The following is a 23962-nucleotide window of genomic DNA, read 5'->3' as shown; positions in this document are numbered from 1 at the left end:
TCGGGTTACCCCTCCGGCGAGTCTATTCAGCCGCGGGGATACGACGATAGCCCACGGCCTCCGCCCCGGATGTGTGTTCGCCGAGAACGTACCCGTGACCCCGGCCACCCGGGTCGCTCCCGCGCCTCGCACTCACCGGCCGGTAATCTTGCCGATCCGGAGGAGGACCATGGACGATCGCTACGGCGCCGATGTACTGGCCACGGGGTGGAAGGGGCACGGGGTGCGGGAGCTCCCGCGCGTGCCGGCATCCCGCGATCTCGTCGTCGAGGTGGCGGAGGACGGATTCTGCGGGGCCGTCGTGGGCGTCGCGAGCGGCGTGGTCGAGCTCGAAGACCGAACCGGTCGCCGCCGCATGTTCCCGCTGGGCCCCGGATTCCTCATCGACGGCAGGGACGTCGTGCTGGGGCCGCCGGCCGCGGCACCGGTCGCCACCGGGCCGAAGCGGACCGCGTCGGGGTCGTTCGCCGCCGCGGACGCTCGGGCGCGCACGGCGCGGGCGAGCCGCATCCTCGTGGAGGGCCGCCACGACGCCGAGCTCGTCGAGAGGGTGTGGGGCGACGACCTGCGCGCCGAGGGCGTCGTCGTGGAATACCTGCAGGGCATCGATCTGCTGGACGCCGCGCTGGACGAGGAGCCGCCGTCGGCAGAGCGCCGCTACGGCGTCCTCGTCGATCACCTCGTGCCCGGGTCGAAGGAGTCGCGTATCGCCGACGCGATCGCGCGCGGACGCCATGGCGCGCACGTGCTCATCGTGGGTCACCCGTGGATCGACGTGTGGCAGTGCGTCACCCCGCGCGCAGTGGGGATCGAGCGCTGGCCCGAGGTGCCGCGCGGCATCGAGTTCAAGGTGGGCGTGTGCCGCGCGCTCGGCTGGCCGGCGCGCGACCAGGCCGACATCGCGCGGGCCTGGCAGCGCATCCTGGCGTCGGTGAAGAGCTATCGCGACCTCGAGCCGGCGTTCCTGGGGCGCGTGGAGGAGCTCATCGACTTCGTCACGGTGCCGCAGTAGCGGCACTGCCGGCATCCGGTCCCGAACGCGGCAGCCTCCTGCGAGGGCTGCGTCGGCGAGCGCCGCACTCGCACGAGACGGCGGCGTCCGGCGCGCTCGGTAGCCTGGTGGGGTGACGAACCCTGCCACGCCGGCCCCCGAACCCCGCCCCTTCCGTGAGAAGCCGGTGTCGTTCGTGCGCCGGAGCGGACGGATGTCGGAGGCGCAGGAGCGCGCCTGGACCGAGCTGGCCCCGCGGTACGTGATCGAGGTGCCCCGCGATTCGGCGGCCACCAGCATCCTGCCGGGTTCCTCGATCGATCCCGTCGCCGTGTGGGGCCGCGACGCGCCGCTCGTCGTCGAGATCGGATCGGGCCAGGGGCACGCGATCGTGCACGCCGCGACCTCGCGGCCTGACACCGACTTCCTGGCGATCGAGGTCTTCCGGGCGGGTCTTGCCCGCACCATGCTGGATGCCGACCGCGCCGGTGCGAGCAACCTGCGCCTGGTCGAGGCCAACGCTCCCGAGGCGCTGCAGCACCTGCTGCCCGCGGCATCCGTCGACGAGCTGTGGGTGTTCTTCCCGGATCCGTGGCACAAGAAGAAGCACACCAAGCGGCGCCTGGTCGCCGACGGGTTCGCGCAGATCGCGGCCGGCGCCCTCCGTGACGGCGGCGTGCTGCGCCTGGCGACCGATTGGGAGGACTACGCGCGGCAGATGCGCGACGTCATGGCCGCCGCGGCGGAATTCGAGCCGACGTTCGAGGGGGACTGGGCGCCGCGCTTCGAGGGCAGGGTGCTCACGGCGTTCGAGCGCAAGGGCGCGCGCGTGGGACGCGACATCCGCGATCTCTCGTACCGCCGCGTCGCGAGGTCATGAGCGCAGCGCCCGGCCCCATGGCGGGGCCCGACCCGACGCCGGACTCCGCGCCCACGGCGCGCCGCGACACGTGGCGCTTCGTGCGCCCTCTCGCGCACCGCGACTTCCGCATGCTGTTCGGCGCCGTCGTGCTGTCGATCTTCGGCGCCGGCATGTGGGCCGTCGTCATGGTCTACACGGTCATCGACGCGGGCGGTGGCCCGGTGCAGCTCTCGGTGGTCGCCGCCGCGAACGCCGTCGGGCTGCTGCTGTGCGCGATCCCCGGGGGGATCGCCGCGGACCGCGTCCCGCGGCGCCTGCTGCTGCGCATCGTCGAGCTGCTGAACCTCCTCGCCATCTCGTCGATCGCCGTGGCCGGCGCGCTCGGCGTGGTGACGATCCCGCACCTCGCCATGGTCGCCTTCGTCCTCGGGGCGGGCGCCGGCTTCTTCTTCCCGGCCTACAGCGCGATCCTGCCGCGCATCCTGCCGCCTGCGCAGCTGCTCGCGGCGAACGGCCTCGAGGGCGCCATCCGCCCGGCGCTGCAGCAGGCCGCAGGCCCCGCCGCGGCCGGCATCATCGTCGCCGCCGTGCTCGCCCTGGTGCTGCTGCTGTTCGTCCGCCCCGAGCCGCCCGTCGCGGCCGGCGAGGAGCACGAGCCGCCGGCGGGCGTGCGGGGCGTGTTCCACGACCTGCGCGAGGCCGTCGGCTTCACCGTCCGCACCCCTTGGCTGCTGTGGACGCTGCTGTTCGCGACCGGCTGGGTGCTCGTGTTCCTGGGGCCGGAAGAGGTGCTGCTGCCATTCCTCACCCGCGAGCGCATCGGTGCGGACCCGCGCCTGTTCGGCTTCCTCCTCGCGATCTACGGGATCGGCGGCGTTCTCGGATCCATCGTGGTGTCGTCGATGAGGCTGCCGCGCCGGTACCTCACGGTGATGATCGGCGTCTGGTCCGTCAGCACGCTGCCGTTCGCGATCGTCGGCATCACGCACGACTACTGGGTCATGGCACTGTGCCTGTTCCTGGTGGGGTTCGGGTTCAGCTACGGCAACGTGATCTGGGGAACGCTGCTGCAGCGTCGCGTGCCCCGACGCATGCTCGGGCGCGTCTCGAGCCTCGACTTCTTCGTGTCGCTCGCGCTCATGCCGCTGTCGATGGCGCTGGCGGGCCCGCTCGCGGAGGTGGTGCCCATCGAGGCGATCTTCATCGCGGCGGGCGTGATCCCGCTCGTCCTCGGCGTGCTGGCCTATCTGGTGGCGGGGATGGCGAAGGATGAGATCGCGCATCCGCTCGATCGCTGAACCGCATCCGTCCCCATCTGGAGCCGCCCGCATGCCCGTACACCCTGACGCCCCACCCGCGCCGGTCGTCGCAGCGTGGTCGTGGGGCCTGGTCCCCGCCCTCTTCGTGTGCCTGGCCGCCCCGGCGTTCTTCGTCGTGAGGGTGCCGTGGCTCGGCTGGCTGCTGCTGGCGGCGGGACTCGCGATCGCGCTCCTGACCGCGCGGACGGATGCCGGCGACGAGGGTCGTCTCCCGCCCCTCGATCGCGCGGCGCCAGACGGGCGGCGGGCCGAGCGCGCGGTCGCCGGATCCGCCACGACCGCGACCGCCGGCATCCGTCGCCCGCCGTCGCTGGTGCGCGACCTGTCGCTCATCGCGGCGGGCCTGCTCATCGTGAGCCTCATCCCGCTGAAGGCGGAGCTCGACAACCTCGCGATCCTGCGATTCGCGCTCGCACTCGGCGGTGCCGTGGCCGTGCCGTACGCGATCTCGCGGTGGGTGTTCCGCGACCACGCGATCCGCTTCCCCTGGCGCGGCGGCGGACGCTGGACCCGGTTCCAGTGGACGTGGCTGGTCGCCGTGCTCGTCCTCGGGTGGCTGATCCTGCCGTTCTACTTCATCACCTCGGGTGTCTACCTCAACTGGCCGGTCGTCGACACGCCCGAGCTCATTGCGCGGCTGTTCGTGGGGGTCGGCGCGGTCGGCATCTGGGACGAGCTCTTCTTCATCTGCACGTGTCTCGCCCTGCTTCGGCGCCACTTCCCGTTCTGGCAGGCGAACCTGCTGCAGTCGGTGGTGTTCGTGTCGTTCCTGTGGGAGCTCGGCTATCAGGCCTGGGGTCCGTTGCTCACGATCCCGTTCGCCCTGCTGCAGGGGTTCATCTTCATGAAGACGCGATCGCTCACCTACGTCGTGACGGTGCACCTGCTCTTCGACGCCGTGGTGTTCCTCGTGCTCGTCCACGCGCACAATCCCGGGCTGTTCGACGGGCTGTTCCTGGTGTGAGCGCTGCCCAGGCCGTGCCCAGGGGCAGTGGCTAGGCTGGCGCACGGATCCCCGACCGGATCCCCGGACGACGGATCAGTACCCGGTGAGCGACAAGACTGGCCAGGAGCACAGTCATGTCGTGGGTCGTTCTCATCGTCTCCGGAATCCTCGAGGCCGTCTGGGCCACCGCGCTCGGCAAGAGCGAGGGCTTCACCAAGCTCTGGCCGACCGTGATCTTCGGCGTCTCGCTCGTGCTGAGCATGGGCGGTCTGGCGTGGGCCATGCGTGACATCTCCACCGGCACCGCCTACGCGGTGTGGGTGGGGATCGGTGCGTCGCTGACCGTCGCGTACGCGATGATCACCGGCGACGAGGCGTTCTCGATCGTCAGGATGCTGCTGATCCTCGGGCTCGTGGGCTGCGTCGTCGGCCTCAAGCTCGTCGGCCACGAGTGAGGTCGCTGACCGCTTGACGACGACGGACCGGATGCCGCGGCATCCGGTCCGTCGTCGTCGACGGGTTCCCGGATGAGGTCTCGATGAATCCGGCGCGCCAGGTCTGGCTCTGCGCGACACGGTGTGGGAGCATCCCCGGAGAATGCCGATGCCAAAGGGGTCGTCGGCGGAAAGGCACCACCATGCCGAAGAGAACCAGGCGCACCTGGGCCATCGCCACCGCGGCGGCCCTCACTGGCGCCGTCGCACTAGCCAGTCCCGCGTATGCGGCACCGAACAACAACTCGGTGGCCAAGATCACGAAGGCCGTCACCCTCGAGGGGGTGATGGAGCATCTCGAAGCCTTCCAGGCGATCGCCGACGAGCACGGGGACCGTGCCGCCGGACGACCCGGGTACGCGGCATCCGTCGACTACGTCGTCTCGCAGCTGGAGGCCGCGGGCTACACGCCCGAGGTGCAGGCGTTCGCGTTCGACTACTTCGACGAGAACAACGTGCTCACCCGCACAGTCGGGGGCACGACGACCTCCTACGTGGACGGCGACGACTTCGTGCGCAATGAGTTCGACACCGGAAGCCCGGAGGGCACCGCGACCGGATCCCTCGTGCTCGTCGACCTGCCCTCGCCCGACAACACGAGCGGATGCACGGCCGCTGACTTCGGCGTGCTCCCACCCGATTCCGTCGTGCTCCTCCAGCGGGGTGGCTGCGGGTTCGCGGTGAAGGCCGTGAACGCTCAGGCCGCCGGTGCCGAAGCGGTCATCATCCGGAACAACCCCGGTGACGACAGCCTCGTCGGCATGATCGGCGAGGCGCCCGGACTCACGATCCCCGCGGTCTTCGTCACATACTCGGCAGGGGTCGACCTCGCGAGCACCCCGGGCGCGAGCGTGACGGTCACCGTCGACTACGACCAGGAGGTGCGCACGACGTGGAACGTGCTCGCCGAGACGGCGGACGGCAACGACGTCAACACCGTGATGGCCGGAGCGCACCTCGACAGCGTGCAGGACGGCGCCGGTATCAACGACAACGGCTCGGGCAGCGCAGGGCTGCTGGAGACGGCGATCCAGATGCAGAAGACCAAGCCGAACAACACCGTGCGGTTCGCGTGGTGGGGCGCCGAGGAGTCGGGTCTGCTCGGTTCCGAGCACTACGTCGGCGCACTGTCGGAGGACGAGGTGGACGACATCGCGCTCTACCTCAACTTCGACATGATCGGGTCGCCGAACTACATGTTCGGCATCTACGACGGGGACAACTCGGGCGGCACCGCCGCGCCGGGATTCATCCCCGAGGGTTCGGCGCAGATCGAGGACGTCTTCGAGGGTTTCTACGACAGCCGAGGGCTGCCGTCGCAGGACAGCGAGTTCTCGGGACGTTCCGACTACGGCCCGTTCATCGCCGTCGGCATTCCGGCGGGAGGCCTGTTCACCGGTGCCGAGGTGAAGAAGACGGCCGCCGAGGCCGCGCTTTACGGCGGTGTGATCGGCGCATCCTACGACCCGTGCTACCACCAGCCGTGCGACAACCTCACGGGGGCCGGCCAGGACGAGGCGCTGTACGACGCGCTGCGCGAGGACTACGACCTCGTCGGCAACATCAACACGTTCGCGCTCGACGTGAACGCGGATGCCGTCGCCGCGGCGGTCATGACGTTCGCGTTCGACACGTCCACCGTGAACGGGGTCAGCTCTCCCGGCAAGTCTCACGGCGCGGGCAAGAGCATGGACGCCATGAAGGAGCGGTTCGCCCAGTGACGCGGCGCGGGCTCGTCCCCGCCCCGCGGACAGCGGTTGCGACGACCACCCCCGGGTCACTCCGGGGGTGGTCGTCCGTGATGTGCCCTCGGCATCCGTCACCCCGGACGTCTCTCACTGTCAACCTGACGTCGAGATGACTTCCGGGTGAACCCTTGACGACGCCCGTGCGGGGGAGGACATTCGATAGTGCGAAGTGAACACAGAGACGAGGAACCCGAAAGGGAGCCGGATACGGAAACCATACTTCGTGCAGACGATCCCCCCGGCGCTTAGGCACCGAGGGGATCATCGCTGTGCGCCGGGCATCGCCGGGGCTCGTGCACGAAGCCGGAGCCCCGGCGAGGCTCGCCCGGCGCCGCCGAGCCCGCTCGTATCCTGACGGGGTGGATTTCAGCACATTCCTGAGCACTCCGATCACATGGTGGCAGGTGCTCGGAGCGGTGCTGGCGCTGCTGGCGGGATGGATCGCGTCGCGGTTCGCCAGACGCGGCGTCATCGACCTCATGGGTCACCTGCCGACGGCGACCCCCGCGGCGACGCGGTTCGCCGCGCGCGTGGCACAGTACACGCTGCTGCTGCTGGGGGCGGGCATCGCGCTGGCGATCCTCGGTGCGAACATGCAGCCGGTGCTGGCCATCGTGCTGGTGATGGCCGTCGTCGCGGTGCTCGTGCTGCGCGGCGTCGCCGACAACTTCGCCGCCAGCGTGCTCATCGCGACGCGCAAGCCCGTCACCCTCGGCGAGGACATCACGGTCGAAGGACCCGACGGCGAGCCTCTCACCGGCACCGTCGTCGAGCTGAACTCCCGCGCCGTGGTGTTCGTCACGCCCGACGGCCGCACCGCCCATGTGCCCAACGGGAAACTGCTGGCCGAGACGCTCGTCAACAACTCGCGGCACGGCGGGAGGCGCAGCGAGGTCCAAGTGCGCGTCGAGCGCGCCGGCGCAAGCCTCGACGACATCATCGCGGCGTTGACGGATGCCGCGGCCGCCGTCGACGGCGTGCACCCCGAACCGGGCGCCGGCGTGCTGCTGTCAGCCGTGTCGGACGCCCGGGTCACCGCCCGGGTGCAGTTCTGGCATGACACGTCGAACGGGCTGAGCGTGACGTCGGCCGTCGTGGCGGCGATCACGACCGGACTGGCCGAACGCGGGTGGGCGGCGACCGTCACGAGCGAGACGGTCGTTCCGCCGCTCGTGCCGGGCGATCCGGTGTGACCGGCCCTTCCCGTGGCAGGGTGGAAACGACCACCGCCTCCCCACGCCTCCCAGGAGCCCGCATGCAGCGACCTCTCGCGGGGTTGACCACGCGCAATCTCGCCACCGAGCTCACCGCGGGCGTCACCCTCCTGGCGATCGCCGTGCCCCTCAACATCGGCTACGCCCAGATCGCCGGGCTGCCGCCGACGGCGGGCCTGTACGCCCTGATCGTCCCGACGATCATCTATGCGCTGGTGGTGTCGTCGCGTCAGGTCGTCGCCTCCCCGGATGCCGCGGCCGCCGCGCTCGTCGCCTCGTCGGTGGGCGGTCTCGCGGCCGCCGGCAGCGCCGACTATGCGACGCTCGCGCTGGCGCAGGCGATCATCAGCGGCATCCTGTTCGTGCTGATGTCGGTGTTCAAGCTCGGCTTCCTCGCGAACTTCCTCTCGAAGCCGATCCTCGTCGGGTTCGTGGGCGGACTCGCGCTCGACATCATGGTCAGCCAGGTCGCCAAGATGCTCGGGGTGAAGATCGACTCCGGGGGAGAGTTCCTCGACAAGACCGTCGGACTGGTGACCGGGCTGGGGACGGCGAACCTCTGGTCGGTGCTGATCTCGGTGACATCGGTCGCGGTTCTCCTTCTCGGCGCCCGGTTCCTCAAGGCGGTCCCGTGGGCGCTGGTGGTGCTCGTCGTCTCGACACTGGTGGTGGTGCTCACCGGCTTGGACGAGCTGGGCGTGGACGTGCTGGGCGAGGTGCCGGCCGGACCGCCGGCGCTCACGTGGCCGCTCCTCGACTGGACGATGTGGCTCGCGCTGATTCCCTCGGCGATCGCACTCACCCTCGTCACCACGGCCGAAGGGCTCCTCGTCTCGCGGTCGTACGCCGAGAAGCGCGGCTACCCGTTCCACGCGAATCGCGACCTGCTCGCCTTCGGCCTCGGCAACATCGCCGCCGGCGCGCAGGGCAGCTTCGCGATGGGGTCCTCGACCTCGCGCACCGCAGCGATGGACCAGGCGGGTTCACGCACCCAGCTGCCCTCCCTGGTGCTCGCGGCGGGCACACTCCTGCTCCTGCTGTTCGGCACCGCGCTCCTCGCCGACATCCCGTCGCCCGCCATCGGCGCGGTGGTCGCCGTCGCGATCCTGCCGCTCCTGGGCATCCGGGAGTTCCGGCGGCTGTGGCGTCAGGACCGCTTCGAGTTCGCGGTCGCCGCCACCTGCTTCCTCGTCACCGTCTTCGTCGGCGCGATCCCCGGCATCCTCGTCGCCTTCGTCCTCGCGCTCATCAACCTCGCCAAGCGCGCGGCGAATCCGGCCATCGACGTGCTCGAGGCCGACGACGACACGAAGCAGTCCCTGCTCGAAGACGCCCCCACGGGGGCCACCACAGCGCCCGGCCTGGTGGTGGTGCGCCTGGCCGCGCCGCTCTTCTTCGCGAACGGCGCGGTGTTCGCCGCGGCGGTCAAGCGCGCCGTCACCGGCGCCGACCAGCCGGTGCACCACGTGGTGATCGACATGGAGGCCGTGACCGACATCGACGTCACCGGCGCCGAGGCGTTCGAATCCCTCGAGCACTGGCTCCACGACAATGACGTGACGCTCGCGTTCAGCCGTGTCCGGCCTCCCACCAGGGCCCGCCTGGAAGAGCTCGGACTGCTGTCCGGTCAGGCGTTCTTCGCCACCAACAGAGCGGCCGTCGCGGCGCTTGCCGACCGCGACCGGCCTCCGCAAGACTGAGGATCCGGTCACCCGGCCGGCAGGAAAGGGAGAAGCAGATGCAGCAGCGCGAACCGGAAGCGTCGATCAGGGAGGCTCAGGCGAAGGCCCTGGCGTCCCTGCCGTTCGACGACGTCGACGATTTCGCCGCGGCGGAGCGCGGGTTCCTCGGAACGCTCGACGACCCGAAGATCCGCAACGACAAGGGCGACGTGGTGTGGGATGCCTCCACCTTCGACTTCGTGCAGGGCGACGCCCCCGACTCCGTGCACCCGAGCCTGTGGCGCCAGTCGAAGCTCGTGGCCAAGCACGGCCTCTTCGAGGTCGTTCCCGGCATCTACCAGCTGCGGGGCCTCGACCTCTCGGTGATGTCGGTGATCGAGGGCGACACCGGCGTGATCGTCGTGGACCCGCTGATCTCGGTCGAGACGGCGGCGGCGGCGATGGCGCTGTACCGCACGCACCGCGGCGACCGTCCGATCCACGCGGTGATCCACTCGCACAGTCACATCGACCACTTCGGCGGCGTGCTCGGCATCGTCAGCCAGGAGGATGTCGAAGCGGGCAAGGTGCAGATCGTCGTGCCCGAGGGGTTCCTCGAGCACTCTGTCGCCGAGAACGTCTATGCGGGCACGGCGATGGGGCGCCGCGCCGGGTACATGTACGGCGCGGCGCTCGACCGCGGGCCTCGCGGACAGGTCGGCGCGGGCCTCGGTCAGACGACGTCGACCGGTGACGCCACGATCCTGCCGCCGACGCTCGAGGTCAGGGCCACCGGCGAGACCCACACGATCGACGGCGTGGAGTTCGAGTTCCAGATGGCCCCTGGCACCGAGGCGCCGTCCGAGATGCACTTCTACCTGCCGCGCTACCGCGCGCTGTGCATGGCCGAGAACGCCACGCACACCCTGCACAACCTTCTGACGCTCCGCGGCGCCGTGGTGCGCGACCCGCACATCTGGTCGCAGTACCTCACCGAGGCGATCCAGCGGTACGGCGACGAGGCCGACGTGGTGTTCGCGTCGCACCACTGGCCGACGTGGGGCAACGAGGCCGTCAACGAGTTCCTCGCCATCCAGCGCGATCTGTACGGCTACCTCCACGACCAGACGCTGCGCCTGCTGAACCAGGGCTACAACGGCGCCGAGATCGCCGAGCTGATCCAGCTGCCGCCGGCGCTCGAGGCGTCGTGGAGCACGCACGGCTACTACGGGTCGGTCAGTCACAACGTCAAGGCGATCTACCAGCGCTACATGGGCTGGTTCGACGGCAACCCGGCACGTCTGTGGCCGCACCCGCCCGAGGCTCTGGCCGAGCGCTACGTCGACGCGATCGGCGGCATCGATCGGGTCGTAGAGCTTGCGCAGGCCGCATTCGACGCGGGGGACTTCCGGTGGGCGGCGACGCTCCTCGACCACGCCGTGTTCGCCGACTCCGACCACGCCGCCGCGCGCTCGCTGTACGCCGACACGCTCGAGCAGCTCGCCTACGGCGCCGAGAACGGCACCTGGCGCAACTTCTACCTCTCGGGCGCGACAGAGCTGCGCGAAGGCAACTTCGGCACCCCCACCCAGACGGCGGCGCCGCTCATCATCGCCCAGCTCACCCCCGAGCAGCTCCTGGACGCCCTCGCCATCCGGGTCGACGGCCCGAAGGCGTGGGACCTCGACCTCGCCGTGGATCTGACGCTCACCGACCTCGGTCGCAGCTTCCATCTGACGCTGCGCAACGGGGTGCTGATCTACGTCGAGCGGGAGCCCGACGCCACCACGCCGCTGCAGCTGACGCTGTCGAAGCCGCGCCTGATCCAGCTGGCGGGCGGTGACACCGAGAGCGCGGGCATCGACATCCGCGGTGACGCGGGTGTCCTGCAGCAGATCCTCGGCGTGCTCGACGAGGCCGATCCGAACTTCGAGATCGTCCTCCCGTAACCCCGGTTCCAGATCGCCGGCATCGCCCCCGCGATGCCGGCGATCTGCGGTAGCAGGCGCCGCGCAGAGGGTCAAGGCGCTCCCCGCTGCCGGCGCGGTTCGCAACACTCGGATCATGAACCGGTGGCGACGCGTGTGCGGCGTGCCCCTGCTGGTGATCGCGCTGGGCGTCTCGGGGTGCGGAGTCACAGTGCCGACCGACCCGCAGGGCACGCTCGATCGAGTGCGCGGGGGAGTGCTCCAAGCCGGGGCGTCGGCCTCAGGCGAGCTCGTCACCGTCGACGGCTCCGAGGTGGGCGGCTCCCTCGCCGAGCTCGTCGAGGGGTTCGCCGAGTCGGTCGACGCGAAGGTCGAGTGGACGGTGGGCAGTGAGGAGGACCTCGTCGACGACCTTGAGGCGGGGGAGCTCGACGTGGCGATCGGCGGGATGACGGACGCGACGCCGTGGTCGGATCGGGTCGCGGTGACGCGGGCCTACGACACCATCCCCGGAGCACGCGGGCCGGTGGTGCTGCTGGTGCCGCTGGGGGAGAACGCGTGGCAGGCCGCCATCGAGGGATACCTCGACCAGGAGGTCGCGCCGTGAAGACCATGGGACGCACGGACCTGCCCCCTGAGCAGCAGAAGGCCCTGCGCAGCGCCATCCGCTGGGAATGGTTCACGATCGGCTACACGTTGGTGACGATCGGCGTCATCGGCCTGGTCGTCGGCGGATCCCAGGCGATGAGGACCGCGTGGATCGAGGACATGCTCTCCCTCATCCCGCAGATCTCCTTCCTGGTCGCGCTGATCTTCATCCGGCGCCGACCCACGCGTGCCTTCCCGTTCGGTCTGCACCGCGTGATGGGCGTCGGGCACCTGGTGGCGGGGGTGGCGCTGCTGGCCGTCGGCGGCAACCTCGCGTACGAGGCGATCAGCGGTCTCGTGAGCGGCGAGCACCCCTCGATCGGCACGGTGCAGCTCTTCGGCCAGACGATCTGGCTCGGCTGGTTCATGGTCGCGGTGATGAGCGTCATCGTGATCGGCCCGTTCTTCTACGGCCATGCCAAGGCGAAGCTGGCGCCGAAGCTGCACAACAAGGTGCTGTACGCGGATGCCGACATGGCCAAGGCGGACTGGACCTCCACCGTGGCGTCGATCGTCGGCGTGCTCGGCGTCGGCATCGGCCTCTGGTGGCTCGACGGCGCCGCGGCCCTCTTCATCTCGCTCGGCATCGTGTGGGACGGCTGGCGGAACTCGCGCGCCGCGGTGCGCGATCTCATCGACCAGCGCGCCCGCACCGAGGACGACGCCCGCCCCCACCCGCTCATCGCGCGCATCGCGAACCGCGTCGCGGAGTTCCCGTGGGTGCGTGAGAGCGCGGTGCGCATGCGCGACATGGGACAGGTGTTCCATGTGGAGGTGTTCGTGGTGCCGACCCACGACGATGTGCGCCTCGACAAGATCGAAGAGGCGCGCACCGCCGTCGCACGGCTCGACTGGAAGGTGCAGGACGTCGTCGTGATCGTGGCGGCCAGTCTTCCGGACGAGGCCGAGCCGGCGGCACGCCAGGAATCGCACCGCGACGCATGACCTCAGCCGACCCGCGGCGGTCCCGCCTCGGACGACGCACCGTCCGACGACGGCCCGGGATACTCGTCGGGGACCGGAACGATCGCCAGGGGGACGCCGGGCATCAGCAGCAGGTGCGCAGCGCGCATCTGACCTTCGCCGTCATTCACCTCGAGCCAGTACGGTCCTGCGGTCATCCCCGCCTCGATCTCCTCCCTGAGGTCTTCGAAGCGGCGTCCCCCGATGCTGTAGTGCTCCCCGCCGTAATAGATGTCGATCCTCTTCATGATCGCTCCCGTCCGCGGGCTACACCATGGCACTGCGCAGGGCCGCGCGGCCAATGCCTTGACAAGACGGCGAGGTTCCCGTAACCGTTCAGCTGAGCAGCTCGTGCTCCGGCGAGGTGACCGGCGCCGACTGCGCCGGTTCGGGAACGAGATACAGGCCCGAGGGCGAGTTCGCAGTGTACGCGAGCGCGTCGATCCAGGCGGGATTCAGCTGCGGGGTGCGGCTGCCGTAGAACTTGTACACGAGGGCGCAGCGAGGGTGCACCCAGATGGTGGTGCGTCCGTCGCCGATGCTGACGTCGTCGCGCCACGTGAAGTGGAAGGGCTCCCCGCGCCGGAGCTTGGTGCCGATCACCAGCTGCAGGTGTGCGAGTGTCCGGTCGTCGAAATCGACCTTCACCGTCCCCTCGTAGGTCAGCTTTCCCATCGTGCGCCTCCGCTCTCGGCCCGCCGGCGAACGTAGCGCTGGGGTGGCTGCAGGGCCGACGGCGATCAGGTACAGCTCCGATCCTTCCCCTGAGTGCGGGTCGTGGCCAGCCCTTGACACGGGACGCCTGAGCACCTCGTGATCGATGTCGCCCCATCGCGCGCCGGGCTCGGCCGGGTGCCGGCCCGTGAAAAGCCGACCCCGGCGGGATGGTAGTCTCGATCGGCACGCCTCCGTAGCTCAGGGGATAGAGCGTTGGTTTCCGGTACCAAAGGTCGCAGGTTCGATTCCTGTCGGGGGCACAAGAAAGAATCCCAGGTTCGCCTGGGATTCTTCGTTTCCGGGGAGATCTCCGACCGCCCGGGGGTCACCGGGTGAGGGCGTCCTCCTCGTGCGGCGCGTCGGCCACGATCGCCGGCTGCTGCGCCATGCTCTCGACGGCGTCGGCGACCCGCCCGGCGAGGTACGCGTGGCCATCGGTCGAGGGATGATCGCGGCCGATCGGACCGGTGTCGATGACGTCGAGGTAGTTGGCGGTGGTGATCCAGTCGTCGGCGATCGGCGAGATGTACCACCAGCCGCGGGCGGCGGCCAGCTCGCGCAGATCGGCGTCGATGCTGCGCGTGGAGCTCTCGACCGGCAGGACCTGCGGGGAGGGGCCGAGGACGACGATCGCCGCGTCGGGGTAACGGGCCGCGAGCGCGTCCCACGCTGCCGTGACGGCACCCCGGTAACCGGTCGGGTACAGCTTGCGGTCGTTGATCGAGCCTTCGACGATGATGACGTCGGGGTCGAGCGCGGGGTCGAGGGCGTCGATGCGCTCGCCGTAGGCCGGCCCGTCCAGGCCGGGCTTCAGGTAGCCGCTGCCGCGCACCCCGTCCACGACCGTCTCGACGCCGAGTTCGTCGGCGAGCAGGTACGCGAAACCGAGGGTCGGCACGGTCGCAGCCGATCCGTAGACCCACGAGTCGCCGAACACCAGCACCCGTGCGTCGTCCTCGAGCACGAGAGGGGCGGGCGGGACGGATGCCGCGACGCCGGCATCGCCTTCTGCCACGGCCACGGGAGCCACCGGCTCCGGCGCGCCCCAGGGGCGCAGGACCGCCACGGCGCACACCGCAGCGACGGCCAGCGCAGCGCCCAGCAGGGGGAGCAGCAGCCGCCGTGCTCGGGTGCGGCCGGGCGCGTGCATGAGAAGAGGGTAAGTCATCGATCGGCGAACACCGAACATGCGCCGTGAACAGGGGATTCCACGCAGCGGATCCTGAGGTTCCGCACCGCCGTCCGCCGGCTGCGGCCGAGCCTGTGGAAGTCCGTGCGACGCAGCCGCCGCGGCGTGCGAGGATACTTCGGTGCAACGCGTCGTGACCGCTGAGATGGACCTCGAACTGGGGGCATCCGTCGACCTCATCTTCCAGATCGCGGCCGCCCAGGCGGTGCCGGTCTCGAACGAGCAGCTGACCTTCACCCAGGGCGATCGCGTGTACACCCCGACCGAGATCGTCGACCAGTCGGGGAGCCGGCTGCACCGCCTCACGGGCGAGCCGGGTCGCCTCGAGATCCGCTACGAGGCCACGGTCGACGGGCAGGCGTCGACGAGCCGCACGAGCGATCTCGAGGCCATCACCTATCTGCGCCCGAGCCGGTACGCGCAGTCCGACGAGGTGTTCCAGCAGGCGCGCCGGCAGTTCAAGGGACTGTCCGGCCACGACCTCATCGCGGCGGTGTCGGAGTTCGTCTCGACGAGCACGACCTATACCCCCGGCCTCAGCCAGGGCACCGACAGCGCCGTGACGACCCTGATGACCGGGCAGGGCGTATGCCGCGACTACGCGCATGTCGTCATCGCCCTGCTGCGCGCGATGGACATGCCGGCGCGCTACGCCGCCTGCTACGCGCCGGGCCTGCGCCCCATGGACTTCCACGCCGTGGCCGAGGCGTACCTCGACGGCGCCTGGTACGTCATCGACGCGACCCGCCTCGCGAACCGGAGGTCGCTCGTGCGCATCGCGACGGGGCGCGACGCCGCGGACTGCGCGTTCCTCAGCTACCACGGCGGCTACGTCGGCCTCACGCGCCTGCGTGTGGACGCGTGGGTGGTCCCCGACGACGCGACCCTCGACGGATTCCACGCGCTGCCCGACGTGCTGCCCGCGGCATCCGATCCTGCCGCCGACGACTTCGGCGCGCTGGTGCAGATCTCCTGACCCCGCAGGGCCGAGGCCCACGGGCCGCTCCAATTAGACTGGGGCGGTTATGAATCCCGAAGCCCTCTCCGCCGCCCTGCTCGCCGTCGTCGCCCCGCTCGCCGAGGCACGACGACCCGGTGCGGCCGAGGGGCTGACCCCCGCGGATCTGCCGCTCGAGCGGCCCAAGAACCGCGACCACGGCGACTGGGCGTCCAACGCGGCGCTCAAGCTGGCGAAGGTCGTCGGCGCGAACCCGCGCGAGTTCGCGGCCGACATCGCCGCCGGGCTCGCCGAGGTCGACGGCGTCGCGGGCGTCGAGGTCGCCGGTCCCGGCTTCATCAACATCAGGCTGGACGCCGCCGCCGCCGGCGCGCTCGCGAAGACCATCGTCGATGCCGGCGCCGCCTTCGGCACGAACGAGTCGCAGCGGGGCAACACGATCAATCTCGAGTTCGTCAGCGCGAACCCGACCGGTCCGATGCACATCGGCCACACCCGCTGGGCCGCGCTCGGCGACTCGATGGCGCGTCTGCTGCTGGCCAGCGGCGCGACGCTCGTGCGCGAGTTCTACGTGAACGACGCGGGCGCCCAGATGGACCGGTTCGGCCGTTCCGTCCTGGCAGCCGCGAAGGGCGAGCCGACCCCCGAGGACGGCTACCCGGGTTCGTACATCGACGACCTCGCCCAGCGCGTCCTCTCGGCCGTGCCCGACCTGCCGTCGCTGCCGGCCGACGAGCAGCTCGCCGTCGCGCGGGACCGCGCGTACGAACTCCAGCTGGGCGACCTGCAGGCCTCGCTCGAGAAGTTCAACGTCCACTTCGACGTGTTCTTCAGCGAACGGACGCTCCACGCGAAGGGATCGAACGGCGAGCCCAGTCTCGTCGACGAGGCGGTCGACCGCCTGCGCGAGCAGGGCCACGTCTTCGACGACGAGGGCGCCGTCTGGGTGCGCACCACTGACTTCGGCGACGACAAGGATCGCGTCATCCGCCGATCCAACGGCGAGTACACCTACTTCGCCGCCGACGCCGCCTACTACCTCAACAAGGGCGACCGCGGGTTCGCGCACAAGATCTACCTGCTCGGTGCCGATCACCACGGCTACGTCCACCGCCTGAAGGCGCTCGCCGGCGCGGCGGGTGACGATCCCGACAAGGACATCGAGGTGCTCATCGGCCAGCTGGTGTCGGTCAACGGCGCACGGCTGTCCAAGCGCGCGGGCAACATCATCGAGCTCGACGACCTGCGCGACTGGATCGGCACCGATGCCCTGCGGTACTCGCTGGCGCGCTATCCCGCCGATTCGCCGCTGACGCTCGACCCCGAGATCCTCCGCAAGCGCACGAACGACAACCCCGTCTTCTACGTGCAGTACGCGCATGCGCGCACGCACAACGTCGGGCGAAACGCCGCGGCATCCGGGGTCGACCGCTCGGAGTTCGCGCCGGAGCTGCTCACGCATGAGACCGAGTCGGCGCTTCTCGGCGCGCTGCAGGAGTTCCCGCGCATCGTCGGGTTCGCCGCCGAGGTGCGCGAGCCGCACCGCGTCGCCCGCTATCTCGAGGAGCTCGCCGGGCTCTACCACCGCTGGTACGACAACTGCCGCGTCATCCCGCTGGGCGACGAGCCCGTCGAGCCGGTTCACCGCACCCGCCTGTGGCTCAACGACGCCACGGGACAGGTGCTGCGCAACGGACTCGATCTGCTGGGCGTGACCGCACCGGAACGGATGTAGACATGGCCCACGGCGACACGCAGGCGACCGAACCCCTTCCCGACGACATGGTGCCCACCGCGCCGGCGCCGGCTCCGCGGCGCCGCGTGTGGCCGTGGATCGTGGCGTTCGCGATCGTCGCGGTGCTCGCCGTCGCCGCGTGGTTCGCGGCTGACGCGATCGCGCGCCAGATCGTGACCGGTGTGGTGCGCGACCAGGTGCGCACGCAGCTGGCGCTGCCGGCCGATCAGCAGATCGACGTCGAGGTCGCCGGCGCCATGATCCCGCAGCTCATCGGCGGCAGCATCGACGACCTCACGATCGCGTCCGACGACGTCACCTTCGGCGGCGTCACCGGCGACGTCACGGTCACCGCACACGATGTGGCGGTGCGTGCCACCGGCGAGATGAGCGGTGCGACCGCCACGGTCTCGTTCGACGAGGCCCAGCTGCAGACGCTGCTGGCGACGGTCGAGGGCTTCCCCTCCGACACCGTCGGCCTGGCGGCCCCGAACGTCACGATGTCGCTGGATCTGCAGCTGTTCGGCGTCGCCATCCCCATCGGGGTGGCGCTGACGCCCTCGGCGGCGGACGGGCAGATCGTCCTCTCGCCCGCGTCCTTCCAGCTCGGCGACTCAGAGGTCACCGCCGACGCGCTGCGCGACCAGTTCGGCGGACTCGCCGATGCCGTGCTGCGCGACTGGAACATCTGCATCGCGCAGTATCTGCCGGCGGGTGTCACGCTCAGCGGCGTCGAGGTGGACGGCGACCTCCTGGTCGCCGATTTCGACGTCGACGGCTCGATCGCCACGGATCCCGCCCTTCAGCAGAACGGCACGTGCGCCTGAGACGCCGCGGGGCGTCACACGGCACGGGGGCCGGGAGCCGAGTGCCCTAGACTTCTAGCACCGCCGGAGACCCGTGTCACCGCCAGAGCGTGACCCCTCCGGCCGGCAACGCCGTACCACCATCCCCGGACGGCCACGCGTCGAAGCTCCCACCGATTGGTCCACCGTGTCCGCCGACCCGCATACCCGTTCCGTCGCTCCCGCATGGCTGGAACGCCCCGCCGACGCGAACGCTCTCGCCCCGGCGGTCTGGCCGACCGCGGCGACGCGCGACGAGGAGGGCGTCCTCGAGCTCGGCGGCATCCCGGCGACGGCATTGCGCGACCGGTTCGGAACGCCGCTCTACGTCGTCGACGAGGACGAGGTGCGCGCCACGGCACGGCGCACGCTCGACGCCTTCCGCGCGGCGGCGGCGCTGCACGGCGTGCAGGCCCGCGTGTACTACGCCGGCAAGGCGCTGCTGACCACCGAGGTGGTGCGCTGGGTGACCGAGGAGGGGCTCGCGGTCGACGTCTGCACCGGCGGCGAGCTGGCGGTCGCCCTCGCGGCGGGTGCCGATCCGGCGCGCCTCGGCTTCCACGGCAACAACAAGTCCGTGCCCGAGCTCGAGCGCGCCGTCGAGGCGGGCGTCGGGTCCATCGTCATCGACAGTCTCATCGAGATCGAGCGTCTCGCGGCGATCGTCGAGCGCCGCGGGGTCTCACAGGCGGTGCTGCTGCGGGTGAACAGCGGCGTGCACGCCGAGACCCATGACTTCCTCGCGACGGCCCACGAAGACCAGAAGTTCGGCTTCACGCTGACGGATGCCCCGGCCGCCGTGGCGCGCATCCGCGAGCTGCCGGGCCTGGAGTTCGTGGGTCTGCACTGCCACATCGGCTCGCAGATCTTCGGCACCGCCGGGTTCGAGGAGTCCGCCGCGCGCATCGTCGAGCTCCACGCCGAGCTGCGCGAGGGCGGCGAGCTGCCGGTGCTCAACCTCGGCGGCGGCTTCGGCATCGCCTACACGTCTGTCGACGACCCGACGCCGATCGAGGCGCTCGCGCTCGGCATCGCCGAGGCCGTCGCGCGGCAGTGCGAGGTGCGCGGCATCCCGGTTCCCCACCTCGCCTTCGAGCCCGGTCGTGCGATCGTCGGCCGCGCGGGCGTGACGCTCTACGAGGTCGGCACGACCAAGCCGGTCGCGCTCGAGAGCGGCGACACGCGCCTGTACGTCAGCGTGGACGGCGGCATGAGCGACAACGCCCGCCCCGCCCTGTACGGCGCACAGTTCTCGGCGCGGATCGCGTCGCGCACGAGCGACGCCGAGCCGGCGCTCGCGCGGGTCGTCGGAAAGCACTGCGAGTCGGGCGACATCGTCGTCGACGCCGAGTACCTCCCGGGCGATGTGTCGCCCGGCGATCTGCTCGCCGTGCCCGCGACCGGCGCCTACTGCTTCTCGCTCGCGAGCAACTACAACTACGTCCCCCGCCCGCCCGTCGTGGCGCTGCGCGGGGGAGAGGCGCGCGTCATCGTGCGCGGCGAGACGATCGAGGATCTGCTCGCCCGCGATGCCGGCCTCGAGACGGCTGTGTTCGAAGCTGGGCGTCCCCTCGCGGACGCACCGATGGAAGGGAAACAACGGATGCCCGTACTGAGCGAGCGAAGCGAGTCGAAGTGACCGACTACCGCCGTCTCCGCGTCGCACTGCTGGGAGCCGGAGCCGTCGGCTCGCAGGTCGCGGCGCTGCTGCGCCAGCACGCCGACGAGCTCGCCGACCGGGCGGGAGCACGGCTGGAGCTGGTCGGCATCGCGGTGCGCGACGTCGACGCCAAGCGCGACGTCGAGCTGCCCCCGGAGCTCTTCACCACCGACGCGGACTCGCTCATCGTCGGCTCCGACATCGTCATCGAGCTCATGGGCGGCATCGAGCCGGCGCGCACGTACCTCCTGCACGCGATCAACTCGGGCGCCGACGTCGTGACCGCCAACAAGGCGCTGCTCGCGACCCACGGCCCCGAGATCTTCGACGCGGCCGACCAGGTGGGCGCCGAGGTCTACTACGAGGCCGCGGCGGCCGGCGCGATCCCGATCATCCGGCCGCTGCGCGACTCGCTGGCCGGCGACCGCGTGCAGCGCATCATGGGCATCGTCAACGGCACGACCAACTACATCCTCGACCGCATGGACACCGAGGGCGCCGAGTTCTCGGAGGTGGTCGCCGACGCGCAGCGCCTCGGATACGCCGAGGCCGATCCGACGGCCGACGTCGAGGGCTACGACGCCGCGCAGAAGGCCGCGATCCTCGCGAGCCTGGCGTTCCACACGACGGTGCCGCTCGAGGCGGTGCACCGCGAGGGGATCTCGTCGATCGACTCGTCGATGATGGATGCCGCGCGCCACGCCGGCTACGTCATCAAGCTGCTGGCGGTGTGCGAGCGCCTGACCGAGGAGTCCGGCGAGTCCATCTCGGTGCGGGTGTACCCGGCGCTCATCGACCGCGCCCACCCGCTCGCCAGCGTGCACGGCGCCAACAACGCGGTGTTCGTGCAGGCCGAGGCCGCGGGCAACCTCATGTTCTACGGCGCCGGCGCCGGCGGCGTGCAGACCGCGTCGGCCGTGCTCGGCGACGTCGTGTCGGCGGCGCGGCGCCACATCGCCGGCGGCGTGGGCGTCGGCGAGTCGACGCTGGCGAACCTGCCCATCGTGCCCGTCGGACGTGTCACCACGCGCTACCAGATCACGCTCGAGGTCGACGACCAGCCGGGGGTGCTCGCGACTGTCGCCGGCATCCTCAGCGAGGGGCGCGTCTCGATCGCCACCGTCGAGCAGACGGTCGTCGAATCGGGCGACGACGAGGGCGGCGTCGCCCGACTGGTGATCGGCACGCACAAGGCGTTGGAGAAGGACCTGAGCGAGACGGTGGACCGACTGGCCGCCAGCGGCGTCGTGGAGCGCGTCGTCTCGGTTCTGCGGGTCGAAGGCAACTGAGGGTCTGAAGGAGACTGACATGGCACATGTTTGGCGCGGAGTCCTCCGCGAGTACGCAGATCGTCTGGGCGTGACGGATGCCTCGACCGTGGTCACGCTGGGAGAGGGCGGCACCCCGCTGCTGCCCGCACCGGCGCTGTCGCGCCTCACCGGCACGGACGTGTGGGTGAAGTTCGAGGGCATGAACCCCACCGGGTCGTTCAAGGACCGTGGGATGACGGTCGCCGTGTCGCGCGCGATCGACCACGGCGCCAAGGCCGTGATCTGCGCCTCGACCGGCAACACGTCGGCCTCGGCCGCCGCCTACGCGGCGCACGCCGGCATCACGGCGGCGGTCCTCGTTCCCGAGGGCAAGATCGCGATGGGCAAGCTCAGCCAGGCCGTCGCGCACAACGGCCGCCTCATCCAGATCCGCGGCAACTTCGACGACTGCCTCGAGATCGCGCGCGAGCTCGCCGACAACTACCCGGTCCACCTCGTGAACTCGGTCAATCCCGACCGCATCGACGGACAGAAGACGGCGGCGTACGAGATCGTCGAGCAGCTGGGCGACGCGCCGGACTTCCACTTCATCCCCGTCGGCAACGCGGGCAACTACACCGCCTACACGCGCGGCTACACCGAGGAGGCCGCGGCGAACGTGTCGACCCGCGTGCCGCGGATGTTCGGCTTCCAGGCCGAGGGCTCCGCGCCGCTCGTGCGCGGCGAGGTCGTGAAGAACCCCGAGACGGTGGCCAGCGCGATCCGCATCGGCAACCCCGCATCGTGGGACCTCGCCCTCGAGGCGCGCGCGGCGACCGACGGCTACTTCGGCGCCATCGACGACGACCGCATCCTCGCGGCGCAGAAGCTCCTCGCCGGCCAGGTCGGGATCTTCGTCGAGCCGGCGTCGGCGATCAGCGTCGCGGGACTCCTCGACCGCGTCGAGGCCGGCGTGGTGCCGCAGGGTGCGCGCGTCGTGCTGACGGTCACCGGCCACGGCCTCAAGGACCCGCACTGGGCACTGCGCAACGCCGACGGCTCGGAGGTCCAGCCCACCGTGGTCGACGCCACGACGTCGGAAGTGGCATCCGTCCTCGAACTGGCGCCGGCCGCCGCTGCCGCCGAGTCTGTCGAAGCTCAGGGACCGCGCGCGTGAGCGCAGCCGTCGCGGCCGCATCCGGCCACGGCGCCCTCCCCGGGCGCCGGGTCGTGGTGCGGGTTCCGGCGACGAGCGCGAACCTCGGGCCCGGTTTCGACACGCTCGGCCTCGCGCTGAGCCTGTACGACGAGCTCGACGTGACGGTGCTGCCCGAGGGCGAGCTCGAGATCGAGGTCGAGGGGGCCGGTGCCGCGGACGTGCCGCGCGACGCCTCGCACCTGGTGGTGCGGGCGATCGCGTACGCGTTCGAATCCGCAGGACGACGGATGCCGGGCCTCCGCCTCGTCGCCCGCAACGTCATCCCGCACGGCCGCGGCCTCGGCTCGTCGGGTGCCGCGGTGGTGTCGGGCCTGCTGGCCGCCAAGGGCCTGCTCGAGGGCGACGTGGAACTGGGCCCGGATGCCCTGCTGCGTCTGGCGACGGAGCTGGAGGGTCACCCCGACAACGTGGCGCCCGCGCTGTTCGGCGGTCTCACGATCGCCTGGGTCGATGACGGCGGACCCCAGCACAAGAAGCTGCTCGTCCATCGGGGCGTGTCGCCGCTCGTCTTCGTGCCGGAGTTCACGATGTCGACCAAGCTCGCGCGCAGCCTGCAGCCCATGCAGGTGCCCCGCGAGGACGCCGTCTTCAACGTCTCGCGCTCCGCGCTGCTGATCGCGGCGCTCACGCAGAGTCCCGAGCTGCTCCAGGCCGCCACCGAGGACAAGCTCCACCAGAACTACCGTGCGAGCGCGATGCCCGAGACCGACGGTCTCGTGCGGGCACTCCGTGCGGAGGGCTTCGCGGCGGTCGTGTCGGGGGCGGGTCCGAGCGTGCTCGTGCTCGCCGACGGCCCCGGTCGACGCCTCGAAGCGGCGGCCCTGGCCGCCGCCGTGACCGACACCCCGTGGGAGGCGCTCATGCTCGCCGTCGACTTCAAGGGTGGTACAGTGAGGGAGTACGCGGAGGGTTCCACGTAATACGTGAATCTGGCCTCCGTCGCAAATCTGCGAAACCACCGCACGGCATTCTGACCTGCCGACGTCCGCTGAGCACCCTCGCGGTCCCTCACCCCGTCGGCGGGAGTTTCGACAGGCGTGACAACTGATCGAGACGGGCAGACGCTACCCGCAGTGCTGTGCGAGTCGTGCACATTCGTTCGTTTTTCACAAGGGAGAACTCGTGGAGTCCATCTCCGAGGTCCATGCTGACGTTCCGGCCGACGAGCGCGCGGAAGCGCCCGAGGGTGTCGAGAACGCCGAGACCATCGAAGCCCCGGCCGACGCCGTGGCTGAAGAAGCCGTGATCGAGGCCGTCGCCGCCGAAGAGATCGCCGAAGAGGCCGTGGCCGAGGCCGTCGTGGCCGACGCCGTCGCCGATGAGGCCGTCGTCGAGGCCATCGCCGCCGAAGAGGTCGCCGAGGAGGCGGTCGCCGAGGCGATCGTCGCCGAGGATGCCGGCGATCAGGCTGCGGCGGAGGCCGCGGAAGCCGTCGCCGAAGAGGCCGTGGCCGAGGCGCTCATCGCCGACGCCGTCGCCGAAGAGGCGGTCGCCGAGGCGGCTGCCGCCGACGCCGTCGCCGAGGAGGCCGTCATCGAGGCGGTCGTTGCCGAGGCCGTGGCCGAGGAAATCGTCGGCGAAGAGGCCCCGGCAGCGCCGGTGAAGGCCCCCCGCA

21 protein-coding genes, 1 tRNA gene, 1 pseudogene and 1 riboswitch are annotated in these 23962 nt (G+C 70.7%); of the genes and pseudogenes, 20 read left to right on the top strand and 3 right to left on the bottom strand.

The features are described from left to right. Positions 1-169 precede the first annotated feature (169 nt). The 11 genes from ACI3KX_RS15935 to ACI3KX_RS15885 all read left to right on the top strand — a co-directional run bounded on the left by ACI3KX_RS15935 (position 170) and on the right by ACI3KX_RS15885 (position 12756). The gene (locus tag ACI3KX_RS15935) at positions 170-1012 is read left to right on the top strand and encodes a DUF3097 family protein (protein WP_404910338.1); all 843 of its coding nucleotides are present in this window, start codon (positions 170-172) and stop codon (positions 1010-1012) included. 112 nt (positions 1013-1124) lie between these two features. Continuing rightward, positions 1125-1871 carry a tRNA (guanosine(46)-N7)-methyltransferase TrmB gene (trmB, locus tag ACI3KX_RS15930; protein ID WP_404910337.1) on the top strand — a complete coding sequence of 249 codons (747 nt, stop codon included), beginning with the start codon at positions 1125-1127 and terminating at the stop codon, positions 1869-1871. Between the two features lie 17 nt (positions 1872-1888). Further along, on the top strand, positions 1889-3151 hold the full coding sequence (locus ACI3KX_RS15925) for an MFS transporter (protein WP_404910346.1): 1263 nt from the start codon (positions 1889-1891) through the stop codon (positions 3149-3151). A 31-nt stretch (positions 3152-3182) separates the two neighbouring features. After that, positions 3183-4136, top strand: coding sequence for a type II CAAX prenyl endopeptidase Rce1 family protein (locus tag ACI3KX_RS15920; RefSeq protein ID WP_404910336.1), 954 nt, complete (start codon positions 3183-3185; stop codon positions 4134-4136). Between the two features lie 41 nt (positions 4137-4177). Next, a riboswitch (guanidine-III (ykkC-III) riboswitch) is annotated at positions 4178-4243 on the top strand. Between the two features lie 9 nt (positions 4244-4252). Continuing rightward, complete coding sequence (locus tag ACI3KX_RS15915) at positions 4253-4573, top strand: multidrug efflux SMR transporter (protein WP_349426894.1); 321 nt, start codon at positions 4253-4255, stop codon at positions 4571-4573. A gap of 182 nt (positions 4574-4755) precedes the next feature. Next, complete coding sequence (locus tag ACI3KX_RS15910) at positions 4756-6333, top strand: M20/M25/M40 family metallo-hydrolase (RefSeq protein ID WP_404910335.1); 1578 nt, start codon at positions 4756-4758, stop codon at positions 6331-6333. Between the two features lie 386 nt (positions 6334-6719). After that, positions 6720-7553, top strand: coding sequence for a mechanosensitive ion channel domain-containing protein (locus tag ACI3KX_RS15905; protein WP_404910334.1), 834 nt, complete (start codon positions 6720-6722; stop codon positions 7551-7553). Positions 7554-7615: 62 nt separating this feature from the next. Continuing rightward, positions 7616-9274 (top strand): SulP family inorganic anion transporter, encoded by a 1659-nt coding sequence (locus ACI3KX_RS15900; protein WP_404910333.1) that lies wholly within the window; start codon positions 7616-7618, stop codon positions 9272-9274. Between the two features lie 38 nt (positions 9275-9312). Next, a complete protein-coding gene (locus ACI3KX_RS15895; RefSeq protein ID WP_404910332.1) occupies positions 9313-11184 on the top strand; it encodes an alkyl/aryl-sulfatase in 1872 nt (623 codons plus the stop codon). Between the two features lie 115 nt (positions 11185-11299). Beyond that, a complete protein-coding gene (locus tag ACI3KX_RS15890) occupies positions 11300-11770 on the top strand; it encodes a hypothetical protein (protein WP_404910331.1) in 471 nt (156 codons plus the stop codon). 5 nt (positions 11771-11775) lie between these two features. Beyond that, complete coding sequence (locus tag ACI3KX_RS15885; RefSeq protein ID WP_404910345.1) at positions 11776-12756, top strand: cation diffusion facilitator family transporter; 981 nt, start codon at positions 11776-11778, stop codon at positions 12754-12756. A gap of 2 nt (positions 12757-12758) precedes the next feature. Here the strand turns inward: ACI3KX_RS15885 and ACI3KX_RS15880 are convergent, their stop codons facing one another. Together ACI3KX_RS15880 and ACI3KX_RS15875 are read right to left on the bottom strand one after the other, a co-directional pair. After that, positions 12759-13022 carry a hypothetical protein gene (locus tag ACI3KX_RS15880; RefSeq protein WP_404910330.1) on the bottom strand — a complete coding sequence of 88 codons (264 nt, stop codon included), beginning with the start codon at positions 13020-13022 and terminating at the stop codon, positions 12759-12761. A gap of 88 nt (positions 13023-13110) precedes the next feature. Next, positions 13111-13449 (bottom strand): ATP-dependent DNA ligase, encoded by a 339-nt coding sequence (locus tag ACI3KX_RS15875; RefSeq protein ID WP_308868440.1) that lies wholly within the window; start codon positions 13447-13449, stop codon positions 13111-13113. Positions 13450-13678: 229 nt separating this feature from the next. Between ACI3KX_RS15875 and ACI3KX_RS15870 the strand changes: the two genes are divergently transcribed. After that, positions 13679-13751, top strand: a tRNA-Arg gene (locus tag ACI3KX_RS15870). A gap of 65 nt (positions 13752-13816) precedes the next feature. Here ACI3KX_RS15870 and ACI3KX_RS15865 read toward each other — a convergent pair. Beyond that, positions 13817-14641: an SGNH/GDSL hydrolase family protein gene (locus ACI3KX_RS15865; protein WP_404910329.1), complete on the bottom strand. Its 825-nt coding sequence runs from the start codon at positions 14639-14641 to the stop codon at positions 13817-13819. Between the two features lie 160 nt (positions 14642-14801). Between ACI3KX_RS15865 and ACI3KX_RS15860 the strand changes: the two genes are divergently transcribed. The 8 genes and pseudogenes from ACI3KX_RS15860 to ACI3KX_RS15825 all read left to right on the top strand — a co-directional run. After that, positions 14802-15656, top strand: a complete 855-nt coding sequence (locus tag ACI3KX_RS15860) for a transglutaminase family protein (RefSeq protein ID WP_363357799.1) — start codon at positions 14802-14804, stop codon at positions 15654-15656. Positions 15657-15705: 49 nt separating this feature from the next. Further along, on the top strand, positions 15706-17373 hold the full coding sequence (locus tag ACI3KX_RS15855) for an arginine--tRNA ligase (protein WP_404910328.1): 1668 nt from the start codon (positions 15706-15708) through the stop codon (positions 17371-17373). A gap of 2 nt (positions 17374-17375) precedes the next feature. Next, positions 17376-18200, top strand: coding sequence for a DUF2993 domain-containing protein (locus tag ACI3KX_RS15850; RefSeq protein ID WP_404910327.1), 825 nt, complete (start codon positions 17376-17378; stop codon positions 18198-18200). Between the two features lie 166 nt (positions 18201-18366). Further along, positions 18367-19857, top strand: coding sequence for a diaminopimelate decarboxylase (lysA, locus tag ACI3KX_RS15845; protein ID WP_404910326.1), 1491 nt, complete (start codon positions 18367-18369; stop codon positions 19855-19857). Further along, the gene (locus tag ACI3KX_RS15840; RefSeq protein ID WP_404910325.1) at positions 19854-21167 is read left to right on the top strand and encodes a homoserine dehydrogenase; all 1314 of its coding nucleotides are present in this window, start codon (positions 19854-19856) and stop codon (positions 21165-21167) included. Before lysA ends, ACI3KX_RS15840 begins: the two co-directional genes overlap by 4 nt. 19 nt (positions 21168-21186) lie before the next feature. Continuing rightward, a complete protein-coding gene (thrC, locus tag ACI3KX_RS15835; RefSeq protein ID WP_404910324.1) occupies positions 21187-22305 on the top strand; it encodes a threonine synthase in 1119 nt (372 codons plus the stop codon). Then, positions 22302-23267 carry a homoserine kinase gene (gene thrB, locus ACI3KX_RS15830; RefSeq protein WP_349426927.1) on the top strand — a complete coding sequence of 322 codons (966 nt, stop codon included), beginning with the start codon at positions 22302-22304 and terminating at the stop codon, positions 23265-23267. Before thrC ends, thrB begins: the two co-directional genes overlap by 4 nt. A gap of 202 nt (positions 23268-23469) precedes the next feature. After that, positions 23470-23962: pseudogene (locus ACI3KX_RS15825) on the top strand (transcription termination factor Rho); the annotation flags it as partial.

Source organism: Microbacterium sp. ZW CA_36 (assembly GCF_044987475.1).
Classification (GTDB): Bacteria; Actinomycetota; Actinomycetes; order Actinomycetales; family Microbacteriaceae; genus Microbacterium.
Note: the sequence above shows the minus strand (reverse complement) of the source record. Positions and strands in the feature narration are given on the sequence as shown.

Excerpts from the sequence above, each read along its gene's own strand:
- ACI3KX_RS15935 (WP_404910338.1), top strand. The coding sequence starts at position 170 with ATGGACGATCGCTACGGCGCCGATGTACTGGCCACGGGGTGGAAGGGG.
- ACI3KX_RS15925 (WP_404910346.1), top strand. The coding sequence starts at position 1,889 with ATGGCGGGGCCCGACCCGACGCCGGACTCCGCGCCCACGGCGCGCCGC.
- ACI3KX_RS15920 (WP_404910336.1), top strand. The coding sequence starts at position 3,183 with ATGCCCGTACACCCTGACGCCCCACCCGCGCCGGTCGTCGCAGCGTGG.
- ACI3KX_RS15915 (WP_349426894.1), top strand. The coding sequence starts at position 4,253 with ATGTCGTGGGTCGTTCTCATCGTCTCCGGAATCCTCGAGGCCGTCTGG.
- ACI3KX_RS15910 (WP_404910335.1), top strand. The coding sequence starts at position 4,756 with ATGCCGAAGAGAACCAGGCGCACCTGGGCCATCGCCACCGCGGCGGCC.
- ACI3KX_RS15900 (WP_404910333.1), top strand. The coding sequence starts at position 7,616 with ATGCAGCGACCTCTCGCGGGGTTGACCACGCGCAATCTCGCCACCGAG.
- ACI3KX_RS15895 (WP_404910332.1), top strand. The coding sequence starts at position 9,313 with ATGCAGCAGCGCGAACCGGAAGCGTCGATCAGGGAGGCTCAGGCGAAG.
- ACI3KX_RS15890 (WP_404910331.1), top strand. The coding sequence starts at position 11,300 with ATGAACCGGTGGCGACGCGTGTGCGGCGTGCCCCTGCTGGTGATCGCG.
- ACI3KX_RS15885 (WP_404910345.1), top strand. The coding sequence starts at position 11,776 with ATGGGACGCACGGACCTGCCCCCTGAGCAGCAGAAGGCCCTGCGCAGC.
- ACI3KX_RS15880 (WP_404910330.1), bottom strand. The coding sequence starts at position 13,022 with ATGAAGAGGATCGACATCTATTACGGCGGGGAGCACTACAGCATCGGG.
- ACI3KX_RS15875 (WP_308868440.1), bottom strand. The coding sequence starts at position 13,449 with ATGGGAAAGCTGACCTACGAGGGGACGGTGAAGGTCGATTTCGACGAC.
- ACI3KX_RS15865 (WP_404910329.1), bottom strand. The coding sequence starts at position 14,641 with ATGCACGCGCCCGGCCGCACCCGAGCACGGCGGCTGCTGCTCCCCCTG.
- ACI3KX_RS15855 (WP_404910328.1), top strand. The coding sequence starts at position 15,706 with ATGAATCCCGAAGCCCTCTCCGCCGCCCTGCTCGCCGTCGTCGCCCCG.
- ACI3KX_RS15850 (WP_404910327.1), top strand. The coding sequence starts at position 17,376 with ATGGCCCACGGCGACACGCAGGCGACCGAACCCCTTCCCGACGACATG.
- thrC (WP_404910324.1), top strand. The coding sequence starts at position 21,187 with ATGGCACATGTTTGGCGCGGAGTCCTCCGCGAGTACGCAGATCGTCTG.